Below are 16,221 nucleotides of genomic sequence, written 5' to 3'. Positions count from 1 at the left end.
GAGGAAAACCGCACCCGGCAGACTTCGTGCAATCGCAACCCTTGGGAGGACTGATATGCGACGGCATCTGATGACGACGACGGCAGCCATGCTGCTGGCAATGACAGGTTCCGCTTTCGCCGGAATGGAGGAGGCAAAGCAATTTCTGGACAAGGAAATCGGCGATATGTCGTCGCTTTCGCGTGCAGATCAGGAAAAGGAACTGCAATGGTTTATCGATGCCGCGAAACCTTTTGCTGGCATGGACATCAAGGTCGTTTCCGAATCCCTGACAACACATGAATATGAATCGAAGGTCCTGGCTCCGGCGTTTACCGCTATTACCGGCATCAAGGTCACGCACGACATCATCCAGGAAGGTGACGTCGTCGAAAAGATTCAGACCCAGATGCAGACCGGCCAGAACCTCTATGACGGTTGGGTGAATGACAGCGACCTCATCGGCACGCATTGGCGTTACCAGCAGGTGCGCAACCTCACGGATTTCATGGCCAATGAGGGCAAGGACGTCACCAATCCCGGCCTGGATCTCAAGGACTTCATCGGCAGCGCCTTTACGACGGCACCGGACAAGAAGCTCTACCAGCTTCCCGACCAGCAATTCGCGAACCTGTACTGGTTCCGCTACGACTGGTTCAACGACGACAAGAACAAGGCCGATTTCAAGGCCAAATACGGCTACGACCTTGGTGTGCCCGTAAACTGGTCGGCTTATGAGGATATTGCCGAATTCTTCACCGGCCGTGATGTCGGCGGCAAGAAGGTCTTCGGCCATATGGACTATGGCAAGAAGGACCCGTCGCTTGGCTGGCGCTTCACCGATGCCTGGCTTTCCATGGCCGGCAACGGCGACAAGGGCCTGCCAAACGGCCTGCCTGTCGATGAATGGGGCATCAAGGTCAACGACAAGTCGCAGCCGGTCGGCTCGTGCGTGGCACGCGGCGGCGATACCAACGGTCCGGCGTCGGTCTATTCCATCGAGAAATATCTCGAATGGCTGAAGAAATTTGCGCCGCCAGAAGCGCAGGGCATGACCTTCTCCGAATCCGGTCCGGTGCCGGCGCAGGGTAACATTGCCCAGCAGATCTTCTGGTACACAGCCTTCACTGCAGATATGGCCAAGCCCGGCCTGCCTGTCGTGAACGAGGACGGTTCGCCGAAATGGCGCGTCGCACCTTCCCCGCATGGCGTCTACTGGAAGGACGGCATGAAGCTCGGTTATCAGGACGTGGGTTCGTGGACGCTGATGAAATCCACCCCTGACGATCGCGCCAAGGCCGCATGGCTTTATGCGCAGTTCGTAACTTCCAAGACCGTGGATGTGAAGAAGAGCCATGTTGGTCTGACCTTCATTCGCGATACCACCATCCATCACAAGAGCTTCACGGACCGGGCCGCCAAGCTTGGTGGTCTGATCGAGTTCTATCGCTCGCCCGCTCGCGTGCAATGGTCGCCAACCGGCACCAACGTGCCTGACTATCCGAAGCTGGCGCAGCTCTGGTGGCAGGCAATTGGCGATGCATCTTCGGGTGCCAAAACCGCTCAAGCCGCAATGGACTCGCTCTGCGCCGAGCAGGAAAAAGTCATGGCCCGTATCGAGCGCGCCGGTGTGCAGGGCGATATCGGCCCAAAACTGGCGGAAGAACACGATATCGACTACTGGAACAAGGACGCCGTTTCGAAGGGCAATCTGGCACCGCAGCTGAAGATTGCCAACGAAAAGGAAAAGCCGGTCACCGTCAATTACGACGAGCTGGTCAAAAGCTGGCAGAAGTAATGTCTGCGTGAAATCTTAAACCGGGGCGGCTTTGCCGCCCCGTCATTGCGTTTGAAAGGGAGTGACATAATGGGCGGTTATATTCTGGCGATCGATCAGGGGACGACATCGACAAGGTCGATGGTCTTTGATCGCGACATGCGGGTCATCGGTGTCGGCCAGCGAGAATTTCCGCAGCATTTCCCGGCCTCCGGCTGGGTCGAACACGACGCCGAGGATATCTGGAAGAGCGTGCTTGAAACAATCCGGCTGGCGCTTGCCGATGCCGGTATCTCCGCTTCCGATATCGAGGCGATCGGCATCACCAACCAGCGCGAAACGACCGTGCTGTGGGACCGTAATACGGGTGAGGCCGTGCATCGGGCCGTTGTCTGGCAGGATCGCCGTGCTGCACCAATTTGCGAGGATCTGAAACGAAGGGGGCTGGAGCCGCTCTTTTCGAAAAAGACCGGTCTGCTGCTCGACCCCTACTTTTCCGGCACGAAGCTGAAATGGCTTCTCGACAGCGTCAGCGGCCTTCGCGAAAAAGCCGTGAAGGGCGAAATCTGCTTCGGCACGGTTGACAGTTTCCTGATCTATCGCCTCACCGGCGGTCGCCGCCATGTGACCGACGCCACCAATGCCTCGCGAACGCTGATCTACAATATCGAGGACAATGCCTGGGATGACGAATTGCTGTCCATCCTCGACATTCCCCGCGCCATGCTGCCGGAGGTGCTTGATTGCGCTGCCGATTTCGGCGTAACGGACAAGGCGCTTCTGGGTGCGGAAATTCCGATCCTCGGCGTCGCCGGTGATCAGCAGGCTGCCGTTATCGGTAACGCCTGCTTCGAACCCGGCATGATGAAATCGACCTATGGCACCGGCTGCTTTGCGCTTCTCAATACCGGCACCGACCGGGTCGCCTCGACAAACCGGTTGCTGACGACCATTGCCTATCGCCTCGATGGCGTGACGACCTATGCACTCGAAGGCTCGATCTTCATTGCCGGCGCCGCCGTGCAATGGCTGCGTGACGAGCTCGGTTTCATATCGGTCGCGTCTGAAGTCAGCGCGCTTGCCGAAAAGGCTGATCCCAAGCAGCGGGTTTATCTCGTGCCGGCCTTCACCGGCCTTGGCGCGCCCTATTGGGATGCCGAAGCGCGGGGCGCGATTTTCGGCCTGACGCGCGGCACCGGCCCTGCAGAGTTCGCCCGCGCGGCACTCGAAAGCGTCGCCTATCAGACTTTCGATCTTCTGGACGCCATGCGCAACGACTGGGCGGGCGACAATGGCAAGACGGTGCTCCGGGTCGATGGCGGCATGGTTGCCTCGGATTGGACCATGCAGCGGCTGGCGGACATTCTCGCTGCACCGGTTGACCGGCCGGTATTTCTGGAAACCACCATTCTCGGTGCGGCATGGCTCGCAGCATCGCGCGCCGGCATCTGGCCGGACCGGGAGGCCTTTGCCGCCCATTGGAAACGGGATCGCCGTTTTCTGCCAGATATGGATGAGACGGAGCGTGAGAGCGCCATCGCGGGGTGGCGTGATAGTGTTGGCCGCTGCCTCTCGAAACGGGAAGATTGACGCAAGCAAGCGTCTTTTTTACGCAAAACTGCCCGGTGCGATGCTCTTGCTGGATACCAGATCGGAAAGGGCGCGCACCAGTTTTGTGTCCGCGCCCTTACTTGGCTGAAGCACGAATTCCACGTCTTCAAGCGCCGGCAGCACATCAGCCGCAATCTCCCTGAGGCCGGCTGGCGCCATGCTGCGCGGTTGCACGAGGATGCCCATGCCCGCTCTTGCGGCAGCGGTCAGTCCGCTAAGGCTGCCACAGGTGCAGACGATCCGCCACGCGAGACCTGCCCGATCCAGCGCTTCCTGTGCCGCCTTTCGAGTAATGCTTGGCGGCGGAAAGGCGATCAACGGCAGGGCGTCCGGTTGGCTCAGCATTCGCTCCGGGTCACGCGCGAGCCATACCAGAGGTTCGCGGTACAGGAAGTGGCCGAGCTTATCACCGAGTCGACGTTTCGCGAGCACGACGTCCAACTCGCCATTATCCTGCATCTGGTAAAGCACGCCGCTCAGCGACACCGTCAGCTCCAGATCGACCAAGGGATAGAGGCGGATGAATTCTTCCAGAATGGCGGTGAGCCGGCTGGCGACGAAATCCTCGGAAACGCCGAGCCTTAAGCGCCCGCGCAGGCGGTTTTCGCTGAACAGCGATGAAACCCTGCTGTCGATCTCCAGCATATTGCGGGCATAACCGAGCAGCGCCTCGCCTTCGCCCGTCAGCTTCACCTGATGGGTGCTGCGCGCAATCAACCGACGGCCAAGTGCCGCCTCAAGCCGCTGAATATGCTGGCTGACGGTGGATTGGCCGATGCCCAGCCGCTCGGCAGCCAGCGTGAAGCTGCCGGTTTGCTGAAGCATCACGAAGCTGGCAAGATGTTGAAGGTTCAGCATTTATCTCATATCGTGATAACTGTTAGTCTTTGCATCCGAATTCATGATGAGCGATAGTATGGGATATTTCAAGCAAAACCGATGTCGGAAAGACCTCCCATGACCCGCTTCCTGCCCGACCGTTTCACCATGATGCTGGTGGCCACCGTGATGCTGGCTTCCCTTTTGCCGATCAGCGGACAGCCAGCGGTGTATTTCGGGCTTGCCACGAAACTGGCAATCGCATTGCTGTTTTTTCTCCACGGCGCGCGGCTGTCGCGGGATGTGGTGATTGCGGGTATCTTGCACTGGCGCCTGCACATGGCGATCCTTCTCGTCACCTTCGGCCTTTTCCCATTGCTGGGCGTGGCGATCGGTTTCATTCCCGAGAGCATTCTGCCGGCACCGCTTTATATGGGTGTGCTGTTTCTCTGCGTCCTGCCGTCGACGGTGCAATCGTCCATCGCCTTCACATCCATGGCAGGCGGAAACGTGCCTGCCGCGATCTGTTCAGCCTCCGCCTCGAATATTTTCGGTATGGTGCTGACGCCGCTGCTGGTCGGGCTGCTGTTCACGGTCGGTGGCCATGGTGGTGGATTTTCGCTGGATGCGTTCCTGCAAATCTTCCTGCAACTGCTCTTGCCCTTCCTCGCCGGCCAGGTGCTGCAGCCGTGGATCGGTGACTGGATCAGGGCACGCAAGAAATTGCTGTCGCCGGTCGATCGCGGTTCCATCCTGATGGTGGTCTATCTTGCCTTCTCCGAAGCAGTTATCGAAGGCATATGGCAGACGTTTTCCGTGCGCGATATCGGCGTTGTCATCGGCATCAATATCGTTCTTCTGGCGCTTGTTCTCTGCGTGACGATGTTCGGCAGCCGGGCGCTCGGTTTCGACAAGGCGGATGAAATCACCATCACCTTCTGCGGGTCGAAGAAGAGCCTTGCCAGCGGCGTGCCCATGGCAGGAGCGATCTTCGCCGGCCAGAGCATCGGCGCAATCGTATTGCCAATCATGCTCTTCCATCAGATTCAGCTGATGGTCTGCGCAGTGCTGGCCCAGCGTTATGCCCGCAAGGCCCATGAAAAAGCAGCGATAACGGAAACTGTCGCTGCGGAAGGCGCGGCAGTATCCACCCGCTGAGGGATGAATTTTCGGCAAACAAAAACGGCCCCTTAACGAGGCCGTTCGTTTGATATCCGGATCGGCTTAGTTGACCTGGGCCGGCGTGATCTGTGCTTCGATCGTCTTCGGCGCATCTGCGCTGTCGGAGGAGATCGCGATACGGCGCGGTTTCATGGCTTCCGGAATATTGCGGACGAGATCGATGTGAAGCAGGCCATTCTTCAGGGAAGCGGTCTGGACTTCGACATGATCGGCCATCTGGAAGCGGCGTTCGAAAGCGCGCGTGGCAATGCCGCGATACAGGAACTCGCCTTCAGACGACTTCTCATCTGCAGCCTTCTCGGCTTTCACCGTCAGCGTATTGGCACGGGATTCTATGCTGAGTTCCGTTTCATCGAAACCTGCAACCGCCATGGTTATACGATAGGCGTTTTCACCCGTCCGCTCGATGTTATAGGGCGGATAGGACTGGGCCTGTTCGGGCTGGCCGAGGCCGTCGAGCATCGAAAAAAGACGATCGAAACCGACGGTGGAGCGATAGAGGGGGGAAAAATCGACGTGACGCATGGTGTCCTCCTTATGAAGCGACTGTTTGCGGTTGATCCGGCGTCCCGTTCTGGCGACGGCCGGACATATGGCGCGGCCCCGTTCTGGCTGCCGCATGAATGAGATGGGAATGGCTTGGCGCTCCGTCAAGGGGGCGCTTTAAAGCGGAAAGGGCGACAACAAGATGAACCATCGCTGAACATCCGGTTCCAGCATCGTTCAGTTTGAGAGCCATAAATATCCGTCATCGGAGACATGCTCCGTGGCAGAAGCAATAACGTCCCTTCTTCTTCTGCCCTATTCGCCGGAACCGCGACTGCTTTAACCGACGGTTCCGGCAATTTTTTCTTTGACCTTCCGCCGCCGCCGACCTATCCCGAAAAGGCAGAGAAGCCGGAAAAGACCGATGATCGAAGCCACATTGCGCGAGAGCGAAGACAACCCGGTTCCCGGCAACCATACCGCCGGTTATTTCACCGGCCACGGCGGCAAACAGCTTCGATACGCGATCTTCCGCGCCAGCCGACACATTGCGCGCGGAACTGTGGTTCTGCTGCATGGTCGCAACGAATGTATCGAGAAATATTTCGAGACCGTCAGCGATCTGACGGCCATGGGATTCTGGGTCGCGACCTTCGATACGCGTGGGCAGGGCGGTTCCGAACGGCTGCTGAAGAAGCCAGGCGCCGGGCATGTACGACGTTTTTCCGACTACAAGCGCGACATAAGTTTGTTTCTCGAACAGGTGGTGCTGCCGGATACCCGGCTGCCATTCTTCATGATCGCCCATTCAACCGGCGCACTTGCAGCACTGGCCGCAGCACCCGGCCTGTCGAACAGGATCGACCGTCTGGCGCTTTGCTCGCCCTTTATCGAGCTGGACAGCCAGCAATCCGTTCCTTCGTCCGTCATCCGGCTGGTCGCGACCGCTTTAAGCCTGTTGGGTCTTGGAAAGCTTCAGCTCGGCAGGGATCAGCGCGAACGGGATTTCGATGGCAACCCGCTGACCTCTGACGCCAGACGTTTTGCCAGAAATCTTGCGCTGCATCGGCAATTTCCGGAACTCTTCATCGGCGCACCGACAGCGCGATGGGTTTATGAAGCGCTGAAAACAATGGGTCGCGTGACCCGTCAGGACCATCTGACGGACATAACCATTCCCACCCTCATTCTTGCGCCGATGCTGGATACGATCACACCCTATAAGGCGCAGGAGGAACTCTCGCGCAACTTCCGCGCGGCGCAGCTTCTTCCCATAACCGGTGCTCGCCATGAATTGCTGCATGAGCGCGACGTTTTCCGCAAACAGTCGCTGGCGGCCATCGACGCCTTTTTCGCGCCGGAATGACGCGGCGATGATGGGGATGGCGCGGTTTGCGCCATCCCCGTCAGTCGCACCATCTACAGTTTTGAAAGAATGGCGAGCGCCTGTTCGTGCACGGCTTTGGAACCGGCTGCCAGAATGCGGCCGCCATTTTCCGGACGACCCCCATCCCAGGTGGTGATGATGCCACCCGCCTGTTCAATCACCGCAATGAGCGCGCCGACATCATAGGGCTTCAGGCCCGATTCGATCACCAGATCGACATGGCCGGCGGCAAGCAGGCAATAGGCGTAACAATCCACGCCATAACGGAAAAGGCGCACCTGATCCTGCACCTTGTCGTAAAGGGGCTTTTCTTCCGCCGTGAAGATATGGGGTGTCGTGGTGAACAGCACAGCATCCGATAGCGAAGCGCATTCGCGCGTGCGGATCTTGCGCTCACCATCCGGCCCGAAATACCATGCGGCCTCGCCGTCGGCGAAATAACGCTCTTTCGTGAAGGGCTGGTCCATGATGCCCATCGAAGCGCGGCCGGCCGACTGGAAGCCGATCAGCGTGCCCCAGACCGGCACGCCGGAAATGAAGGCGCGTGTGCCGTCAATCGGATCGATAACCCAGATATGTTCGCGATCGAGACCGACATTGCCGTGTTCTTCACCAAGAATGCCGTGTTGCGGGAAACGTGCCTCGATGAGGGCGCGAATGGCGCTTTCTGCTGCCTGATCGCCTTCCGTCACCGGGTCATAGCCGCCGTCCTCCTTGTTGGTGACGGCAATGCCTGTGCGGAAGCGGGGAAGCGTTTCAGCGCTGGCGGCTTCGGCAAGTTTGAAGAAGAAATCCCGGTCGGGCAGCATGCGAAACCTCATTGCCTGAATTATTGGGCCTGAATTGTATGGCGAAATGCATAGACCGGAATTGCACCCGCCGTCCACACGTACGGATGCAGGCACGGCCGATTCCAAATTTTCAGCATAAGCCTAAAAAAAGTGCATAAAATAAAATGATTGACAATTGTGCATATAATGCGTAGCGTGACCTTGCAGTCTTTGACTGTAAATACCCTCCTTGGGTGTTTCCTCCCTAGACTTGACCGCGCCAAGGCGCGGTTTTTTTTGCCCGCGCGTGGCCAGGCGGTCTGGAACAGGGATCTGAAATATCCTGGAATTTGATGTGTTATTCGGCGGCGAGCGAGGTTTCGATCGCGTATTCCGAAACGAAAGCGCCGAGCTGGCGCATGAAGATTTCAAGCGATGCCTGAATGGCTGGAAAATCTGCTTTCTTCGAAAGCGTTTTTTCATCGACGTACAGCGCCCGATTGACCTCGATCTGGAGCGCGTGAAGAGAGCGGATCGGTCGGCCGTAATGTTCCGTGATGAAGCCGCCGGCATAGGGCTTGTTGCAGACCGCAACGAAACCCAGTTCTTCAAGAAAATGCAGAGCGGCGCGGGAGACCTCCTGGGAAGCACTGGTGCCGTAGCGATCGCCTATAATGACATCCGGCCGCAGGTTCGAGCCGGCAACGCGGATATTGCCCGGCATCGAATGGCAATCGATCAGTACCGCCATGCCGAAATTGGCGTGGGTGCGTGACAGCAGCCGGCGCAGGCAGGCGTGGTAGGGTTTGTAAATCGTCTCGATCCGTGACAGCGCCTCGTCCACCGGCAGGCGGTGGGCATAGATGTCCATATTCTCGGCGACGATACGGGGTACCGTTCCCAGGCCGCCGGCGACCCGCATGGAGCCGATATTGGCATAGGGAGGCAGAGCGCCTTCGAACATGCGCGGATCAAGCTCGTAGGGCTCGCGATTGACGTCGAGATACGCGCGGGGAAAATTGGCTTTCAGCAGCGGCGCACCGATGTCGGGCGCAGCGGCGAACAGCTCGTCAACGAAGTGATCTTCCGAGCGCCGGATCTCGTGCGAATCAAGCCGTGCCGATTCCAGAAAGGAGATGGGGTAACAGCGACCGCTATGGGGTGAATTATAGACGAATGGCAGGGTTTGAACGGCAGGTTCCGTTACTTCGAACAGCTCGTATTCACCCGTTATCCAGTCCATTCAGTGCCATTTACCATGTCGTAAACTATCAGGATGTTCATGTTGCCAGTTACGGTGCGGCAAGTCCATACTATCGACCATGCAGCGCTATACCGATTCTTGTGTTCACATGATATTTACCGTGAAAATCCTATAATCGGGCTAGGGTATCTCAAACATTGAGCAGTTACGGTCACTTATGATGAATCAGAAAATTCTTCTCGCTGAAGACGATAACGATATGCGCCGCTTTCTCGTCAAGGCGCTGGAAAAAGCCGGTTACAAGGTTTCTTCCTTCGATAATGGCGCAAGCGCTTACGACCGGCTTCGCGAAGAGCCTTTCTCGCTGTTGCTGACAGATATCGTCATGCCCGAAATGGATGGCATCGAGTTGGCGCGGCGCGCGACTGAACTCGACCCCGACCTGAAAGTCATGTTCATCACCGGCTTTGCGGCCGTCGCGCTGAACGCCGATTCGAAGGCTCCAAAGGATGCCAAGGTGCTTTCCAAGCCGTTCCATCTTCGCGATCTGGTGGATGAGGTCAACAAACTCCTTGTGGCGTAAGGGGTCTCAAAAAACCTTCACAAAACCGAAAAAAAGCAGTTGACGCATGAACCGGTTTTGTGGTCTATCCGCCGCCACGGAGGGCGTGTAGCTCAGCGGGAGAGCACTACGTTGACATCGTAGGGGTCACAGGTTCAATCCCTGTCACGCCCACCATCCGAATTCTTAAATATCAAGGCCTTGCGAGAAATCGCAGGGCCTTTTTGCATAGTGGCCCCAGTGTCAATCGAACCTGTCCCCTATGGAGTATGCGTCAACGGTCCCATCACAGGAACCCGCTGCGGCGCCATCATAAATACCACTCCAACTAGGGCAAAGAGGATCGGCAGGAGGACTTTGCGGCCTTCCATGCGGCATGGACATGGAGGAGGGCGTGATGAACCGAAGCGTTTACGCGCTACCCGCCATTTGGCGTCCTGAGTGCATCGCGCCTAGCCATCCCTTGGTCTTAAGACATCTGACTGCCGCCAGCTGATTGGTATAGGCACGTTTATTGACTACCTATTCGATCCACTGAGTTCGCTCGAGCGACGGGCTATCCTGAGGCAGCCTCCAAACTATCCATGCGCTCCGCAATAAATTTCACTAGAAAAAATAAAATGCAAACCGGATTGACGCTTGCCCGGTTTCCCGATATCTCAAAGGTCATGCAATAAATTACACGACTTAAAATTTATTGCGGATTGGTCATTGTCCTTGGGAGGGGAATATGTTGGCTTTTCTGAAATCGACCGTTGCCGCGGGTGTTTTAGCCGTGGCGATTTCCGCAGGTGCCGGCTCTCAGGCCGCTGCTGCGGGCAAATTCGCCTGTGAACCGGGCGAGACCTATGTGATGAACGTCATGGTTTCGAGCCACCCCTATTGGGTGCCGGTCTTTGAAGGTTTCAAGCAGGCCGCGAAGGCCTTGGGCTGCGAGGCCGTTTTCACCGGTACGCCCGAATACGACATCACCAAGCAGATCGCTTCCTTCGAGCAGGAACTGGTGAAGAAGCCGAAGGGTATATTGCTGCATCCGATGCAGGCCGATCCCTTTATCGAACCGATCAACAAGGCGATCGACTCCGGTGTTTCGGTGACGACTTTTGCGGCGGATTCGCCGAAGTCAAAACGCACCGCCTATATCACCTCGGACAATGTTGCCGAGGCGAAATTTGCGGCTGACGAGATCGTCAAGAAGCTGGGCAAGAAGGGCGAATATGCCGTTCTCGAAAATCCGGGCCAAAGCAACCATGATCTGCGCGTCACCGCACTGATCGATTACATGGGGCGCACTTATCCGGAAATGAAGCTCGTCGGCCGCCAGGCGACCAACCAGGATGCAAACGTCGCCTATCAGGCGGTGGGCGCCCTGTTGCAGGCCAACCCCAATCTAGGCGCATTGTGGATTCCTGAAGCCGGCTCGGCTGAAGGCGCAACGACCGCTGTTCTCGAGGCCAAGAAGAAGGTCCTGATCCTGCATGCGGATATTACTCCGGCGACGCTGGAGCACATCAAGCAGGGCAACATCTACATGTCCATCAATCCCAATCAGGGCGTTCAGGGCTTCATGGGTTTCATGAACACCTTTCTGGGTGCCCATTCGGATCTGATCGACCCCTTCAACGACTACAAGGTATCGGGCTTCAACCCGATGCAGGTTCCTTCGATGGACAATGGTTTCGCCGTGATTACCAAGGCGAACGCCGCTTCCTTTGATCTCAATGACTATATGAAGGGGCGCTGACGCGCCGCCCTGAAACCGGCGAGGTTTACGCCTCGCCGGCAAAGGGGAGCCACGTTCGGGAGGGGCGTTATGGGCGAGGTCATCCTCAACATGACGAATATTCACAAGGCGTTCGGGCCCGTGCGGGCGTTGCGCACTGCTGCCTTTGAGCTGCGGCGGGGAGAAATCCATGCGCTCGCGGGTGAAAACGGCGCCGGTAAATCGACGCTGATGCATATTATCGATGGCATTTTGCAGCCTGATGGCGGCGAAATCCTGCTGGACGGCAAACCGGTCAAAATATCCTCGCCCAATGCGGCGAACCGCCTCGGTATAGGTTTCGTGCATCAGGAGATTGCGCTTTGCCCGGAAATTTCGGTTGCCGAAAACATGTTCATGTCGGAGACCGGCCAAAGCAAATCCTGGTTCATGAATTATCGCGACCTTGGCAAGCGGGCGGCAACCATCCTGAAGGAAATCGGCGATATCGATCCCGCCAGCCGCGCCGGTGATCTGTCGATTTCGCAACAGCAGATCGTTGAGATTGCCAAGGCGCTGACGCTGGACTGCCGTATCCTGATCCTTGATGAGCCGACGGCGGCTTTGACCGAAACCGAGGCCCAGACCCTTTTCCGGATCATGCACCGGCTGGCGGAACGCGGAATTGCGATCATCTATATCTCGCACCGGATGGCGGAGATTTTTGAGCATTGCGACCGCATCACGGTGATGCGCGACGGTTGCCACATCAGGACGGAGAATATCTCCGAGATTTCTCCGGAGGAAGTCGTCAACAGCATGGTGGGACGGGTGCTCGACAAGCTCTACCCACCGAAACTTGCAGAAGAAGAGAAATCGAATGACGTCATTCTCTCTGTTCGGGGACTGAACGAGGGAAAGCGCGTTTTCGATGTCGATTTCGATCTGCGCCGGAGCGAAATCCTCGGGCTCGCCGGCCTGATCGGCGCAGGGCGAAGCGAAATTGTCCGTGCGGTCTGCCGGCTGGAGGGAAAACCAAAAGGCGAGGTCACGTTGCGCGGCCGGCCGTTGAGGCTCAAGGACTATCGCGACAGCATTCGCGAGGGGCTGGTCTATCTGTCAGAAGACCGCAAGGGCGACGGGCTGTTTCTCAACATGTCCATTGCCGCGAATGTCTCGGCGCTCGATGTCGGCAGGATATCAAACGGCATGGGCTTTATCGAACGGCGCAAGGAAATTAAGCGCGCCGACGAGTTGGGACGCCGGCTGAAATTGCGGGCAAACAGCGTCGGTGACGCTGTCTCCACCTTGAGCGGCGGCAACCAGCAGAAGGTGGCACTGGCAAAGATGCTGTCGGTGGAGCCACAGGTCGTCTTTCTCGACGAGCCGACACGCGGGGTGGATGTGGGCGCAAAGGCCGAAATCCACCGCCAGATCCGGGAATTGGCACGCGAGGGTGTGGGCGTGATCGTCATATCCTCTGAATTGCCGGAACTCATCGGTGTCAGCGACCGCGTACTGGTCGTGCGCGAGGGGCGCATTGCCGGCGAGGTTGAGGGTGAGGACATGACGGAAGAAAAGATCATGCAGCTTGCATCGATCAATATTGCAGAGAGCCCGGCAGGGGCCTGAGGGAGCGGGAAAATGGCAACATCGGAAACACCTTCGGGCATTGCAGAAGTGGCGGTTCGCCGCACAGGCTGGTGGGAACCGGCGCTCAAGGCACGGGAAACCGGACTTATCGTCATCATCCTCGCCCTTTTCGCGGTGATGTCTTTCATATCCCCGTATTTCCTGACGGTCGACAATCTGCGGGCCATGGCGATGGTTTTCGCCATCGAAAGCATCGTCGTGGTCGGCATGACGATCCTGTTAATCTCGGGCGGCATTGATCTATCCGTCGGTTCCGTCACGGCGCTTGCGATGGTTGCGGCTGGCTGGCTATTCCTCAACGGTGTAGATCCCTGGGTCGCGGCCGGGCTGGCAATCTGCCTCACCACATTGGTCGGCATGGCCATGGGATTTCTGACAACGGTCATCGGCCTGCATCACTTCATCGTATCGCTCGGCGTCATGGTGATTGCGCGCGGCGTCTGCCTGCTCGCAACGGGCGGCCGGCCGCTCGGTCTCTACTCGCTGCCGCCGGAATTCAAATTCATCGGCCAGGGCGCGCTTGGCGGCATTCCGCTGGTGCTGATCATATTCGCGGTGGTGGTCGTCTGCTTCGATCTCTTGCTGCGGCGCACGACGGCATTCCGTAAGGTGTTCTATACCGGCAGCAATCCGAAAGCGGCGGCTTATTCCGGCATCCGCGTCGGCCGGGTGGTGTTTGCCACCACCACGCTTTGTTCGATGCTGTGCGGTGTCGCAGGCGTGATCTACATGGCCCGCTTCGGGTCAGCACAGCCGAGCTTCGGAGTCGGCATGGAACTTAACGTGATTGCAGCCGCGGTCATCGGTGGCGCCAGCCTTTCGGGCGGCTCGGGCACCATTCTCGGCGCAATCCTCGGGGCGATCCTTCTGTCGGTCGTTTCCAGTTCGCTTGCCTTGCTCAATGTGTCTGTCTACTGGCAGGACATCATCAGGGGAAGCATATTGCTGACGGCGGTCCTGTTCGACCACTATCTTGTCAAGCGTCGCCGCTGAGCGCCTGTGGTAATTGGAGATATACGATCATGCTGGATACCAAGGACGATTTCGATCAACAGAGGCAGATGTACTCCGTCCTGGTGCTGCATTTCATCGAGGGCGTGAAGCAGTCGGAAATTGCCGAGCGGCTCAATCTTTCCCACACCAAGGTGAACCGCATGATAGCGGCGGGCCGCAAGGCAGGCATGGTAAAGATCACTATCGCCAGTCCCTATCAGAGGCTGGTGGACCTCGAAAACGAGATCACACGTCGCTTCGGCCTCAGACAGTCGGTGGTGACACCGACGGTGTCCGACAATCCGGAAACCGCGCTGCAGATGGTCGGACGCGTGGCCGCCAACCACTTGCTGGAGACTATCCGCGACGGCGACGTGATTGCGATTACCGGCGGCAAGGCGGTGAGTGCCGTCGTCGATAATCTGGAGGCCGAGCGCCGTTTCGATGTGCGGGTAGTGCCGCTGACCGGCGGTGTCCAGGGCAAGCACTATACGGATGTCAATCATCTGGCCACGCAACTGGCGGAAAAGCTCGGCGGCAGCGCGTCGCTCATTCATGCGCCGCTGTTTGCCGAGGATGAGGAACAGCGTGATCTCCTGATGAATGTCGCTTCGATCCGTGAAGTGTTCGACTTAGCGCGGCAGGCGCAGGTGGCACTGGTTGGCATCGGTTCCGTGGAGGCGCCCGGTTCCGGTTATTACGATCTGCTGCCGGATGTGGCCCGTGGCGGGCAGGCGCTGGTGGATGCGGGCATTGCCGGGGAATTCCTTGCCCATCTCACCATGGCGGATGGGCAACTGGCGCGGATCGATCTCAACTCGCGCGTGGTGGCGCTGGACCCCGGGCAGCTTGCCCGGTGCCCGAACATCATCGGCGTGGCGGCCGGGGCCATCAAGGCCGGACCGGTGGCAGCCACGCTTGCCGGCCGCTATCTGACCTCGCTCGTCGTGGACGAGGCGATCGCCGGCTATTTACTGGATCAGGAAGAGGGGGAAACTTCGTGACGGACAATTCAATATTGACCCGGACGATTGGGGGCAGCGGTATCAGCGCATCAGCCGTGGGGCTAGGCACCTGGGCCATCGGCGGCTGGATGTGGGGCGGCACCGATGAGCGGCAGTCCATCGCCGCTATCCAGGCCTCCATCGATGCGGGCATTTCCCTGATCGATACCGCGCCGGCCTATGGGATGGGTCTTGCGGAAACCATCGTCGGCAAGGCGATTGCCGGCCGGCGCGACAAGGTGGTGCTGGTCACCAAATGCGGGCTGGTCTGGCATGTGAACGAGGGCGCCTATTTCTTCCACCAGGATGGCAAGCCCGTTCACCGTTATCTCGGCGCCGCTTCGATTCGCCATGAGGTCGAAGAGAGCCTGAAGCGGCTTGGAACCGACTATATCGACCACTATGTCACCCACTGGCAGGATGCGACGACGCCGATTGCCGAGACGGTGGAAACGCTTGTGCGCCTAAAGGACGAAGGCAAGATCCGTTCGATCGGCGCGAGCAACGTCTCGCCGGAGGATTTGGTAGCCTATATCGCCACCGGCGCGCTGGATGCCATCCAGGAAGAATATTCAATGGTGCGGCGGGACATCGAGACGACACTTCTGCCGCTTTGCCGCACGAGTGCTGTTTCGGTCCTGAGCTACTCGTCGCTGGCGCTCGGTCTTCTGTCCGGCAAGGTCGGACCCGAACGGGTTTTTGCAGGTGATGATCAGCGCAAGGGCAACCCGCGTTTCAGCCAGGCAAACCGCGAGAAGATCGCGCGGCTGACGCGGGGTCTGGAGCCGGTGGCCAACGCGCATGGCGCGTCGATTGCGCAGGTCGTGATTGCCTGGACGATTGCCCAGCCCGGCATAACATTCTCGCTGTGCGGGGCGCGCGATCCGGCTCAGGCGGTTGAAAACGCTGCTGCGGCCCGCCTGCGCCTCGCGGAAAATGAACTGGCTCTTATCAGCGCCGGCGTTGCCGAGCATCTCGTGGGGCTCGATGGGTAAATCATGTAGCTGAGACGGGGCTTCAGGCGAATATCGCATAATTTTCGCCACCCCTCTCTCTCGTCGCTTTAAACGTTTAACAACATTGGGACGCTGG

14 protein-coding genes and 1 tRNA gene are annotated in these 16,221 nt (G+C 58.3%); 11 read left to right on the top strand and 4 right to left on the bottom strand.

Features of this window, described 5'->3' with window-relative positions; genetic code table 11:
• Positions 1–55 precede the first annotated feature (55 nt).
• Together F617_RS0108090 and glpK are read left to right on the top strand one after the other, a co-directional pair.
• Complete coding sequence (locus F617_RS0108090; protein WP_003511579.1) at positions 56–1,777, top strand: ABC transporter substrate-binding protein; 1,722 nt, start codon at positions 56–58, stop codon at positions 1,775–1,777.
• 69 nt (positions 1,778–1,846) lie between these two features.
• Positions 1,847–3,346 (top strand): glycerol kinase GlpK, encoded by a 1,500-nt coding sequence (gene glpK, locus F617_RS0108085; protein WP_019564990.1) that lies wholly within the window; start codon positions 1,847–1,849, stop codon positions 3,344–3,346.
• Between the two features lie 18 nt (positions 3,347–3,364).
• Here glpK and F617_RS0108080 read toward each other — a convergent pair whose 3' ends face one another.
• A complete protein-coding gene (locus tag F617_RS0108080; protein ID WP_003511576.1) occupies positions 3,365–4,225 on the bottom strand; it encodes a LysR substrate-binding domain-containing protein in 861 nt (286 codons plus the stop codon).
• A gap of 99 nt (positions 4,226–4,324) precedes the next feature.
• On the opposite strand from F617_RS0108080, the gene F617_RS0108075 reads away from it, so the two are divergent.
• Positions 4,325–5,344, top strand: coding sequence for a bile acid:sodium symporter family protein (locus F617_RS0108075; protein WP_019564989.1), 1,020 nt, complete (start codon positions 4,325–4,327; stop codon positions 5,342–5,344).
• Positions 5,345–5,410: 66 nt separating this feature from the next.
• Here F617_RS0108075 and hspL read toward each other — a convergent pair whose 3' ends face one another.
• Positions 5,411–5,893: a heat shock protein HspL gene (gene hspL, locus F617_RS0108070; protein ID WP_019564988.1), complete on the bottom strand. Its 483-nt coding sequence runs from the start codon at positions 5,891–5,893 to the stop codon at positions 5,411–5,413.
• Between the two features lie 385 nt (positions 5,894–6,278).
• On the opposite strand from hspL, the gene F617_RS0108060 reads away from it, so the two are divergent.
• Complete coding sequence (locus tag F617_RS0108060; protein WP_019564986.1) at positions 6,279–7,220, top strand: alpha/beta fold hydrolase; 942 nt, start codon at positions 6,279–6,281, stop codon at positions 7,218–7,220.
• A gap of 53 nt (positions 7,221–7,273) precedes the next feature.
• Here F617_RS0108060 and hisN read toward each other — a convergent pair whose 3' ends face one another.
• Both hisN and F617_RS0108050 read right to left on the bottom strand, forming a co-directional pair.
• Positions 7,274–8,050 carry a histidinol-phosphatase gene (hisN, locus tag F617_RS0108055; RefSeq protein ID WP_019564985.1) on the bottom strand — a complete coding sequence of 259 codons (777 nt, stop codon included), beginning with the start codon at positions 8,048–8,050 and terminating at the stop codon, positions 7,274–7,276.
• A 319-nt stretch (positions 8,051–8,369) separates the two neighbouring features.
• Positions 8,370–9,254 (bottom strand): N-formylglutamate amidohydrolase, encoded by an 885-nt coding sequence (locus F617_RS0108050; protein ID WP_019564984.1) that lies wholly within the window; start codon positions 9,252–9,254, stop codon positions 8,370–8,372.
• 181 nt (positions 9,255–9,435) lie between these two features.
• Between F617_RS0108050 and cpdR the strand changes: the two genes are divergently transcribed.
• The 7 genes from cpdR (at position 9,436) to F617_RS0108015 (ending at position 16,124) form a co-directional block, all read left to right on the top strand.
• Positions 9,436–9,798: a cell cycle two-component system response regulator CpdR gene (gene cpdR, locus F617_RS0108045; protein WP_003497910.1), complete on the top strand. Its 363-nt coding sequence runs from the start codon at positions 9,436–9,438 to the stop codon at positions 9,796–9,798.
• Between the two features lie 81 nt (positions 9,799–9,879).
• Positions 9,880–9,954: transfer RNA gene (locus tag F617_RS0108040), tRNA-Val, on the top strand.
• 553 nt (positions 9,955–10,507) lie between these two features.
• The gene (locus tag F617_RS0108035; RefSeq protein ID WP_003511565.1) at positions 10,508–11,521 is read left to right on the top strand and encodes a substrate-binding domain-containing protein; all 1,014 of its coding nucleotides are present in this window, start codon (positions 10,508–10,510) and stop codon (positions 11,519–11,521) included.
• Between the two features lie 69 nt (positions 11,522–11,590).
• Entirely contained in the window at positions 11,591–13,111 is a 1,521-nt protein-coding gene (locus F617_RS0108030) for a sugar ABC transporter ATP-binding protein (RefSeq protein WP_019564983.1), read from the top strand.
• Positions 13,112–13,123: 12 nt separating this feature from the next.
• Positions 13,124–14,125: an ABC transporter permease gene (locus F617_RS0108025; protein ID WP_003511562.1), complete on the top strand. Its 1,002-nt coding sequence runs from the start codon at positions 13,124–13,126 to the stop codon at positions 14,123–14,125.
• Positions 14,126–14,154: 29 nt separating this feature from the next.
• Entirely contained in the window at positions 14,155–15,129 is a 975-nt protein-coding gene (locus tag F617_RS0108020; protein ID WP_019564982.1) for a sugar-binding transcriptional regulator, read from the top strand.
• Entirely contained in the window at positions 15,126–16,124 is a 999-nt protein-coding gene (locus F617_RS0108015) for an aldo/keto reductase (RefSeq protein WP_019564981.1), read from the top strand. The genes F617_RS0108020 and F617_RS0108015 overlap by 4 nt, the downstream gene beginning before the upstream one ends.
• The last annotated feature ends 97 nt before the right edge of the window (positions 16,125–16,221 follow it).

The organism is Agrobacterium sp. 10MFCol1.1 (assembly GCF_000381165.1).
Taxonomy (GTDB): Bacteria; Pseudomonadota; Alphaproteobacteria; order Rhizobiales; family Rhizobiaceae; genus Agrobacterium; species Agrobacterium tumefaciens.
The sequence above is the reverse complement of the archived record's forward strand: the minus strand, read 5'-3'. Positions and strand labels throughout refer to the sequence as shown.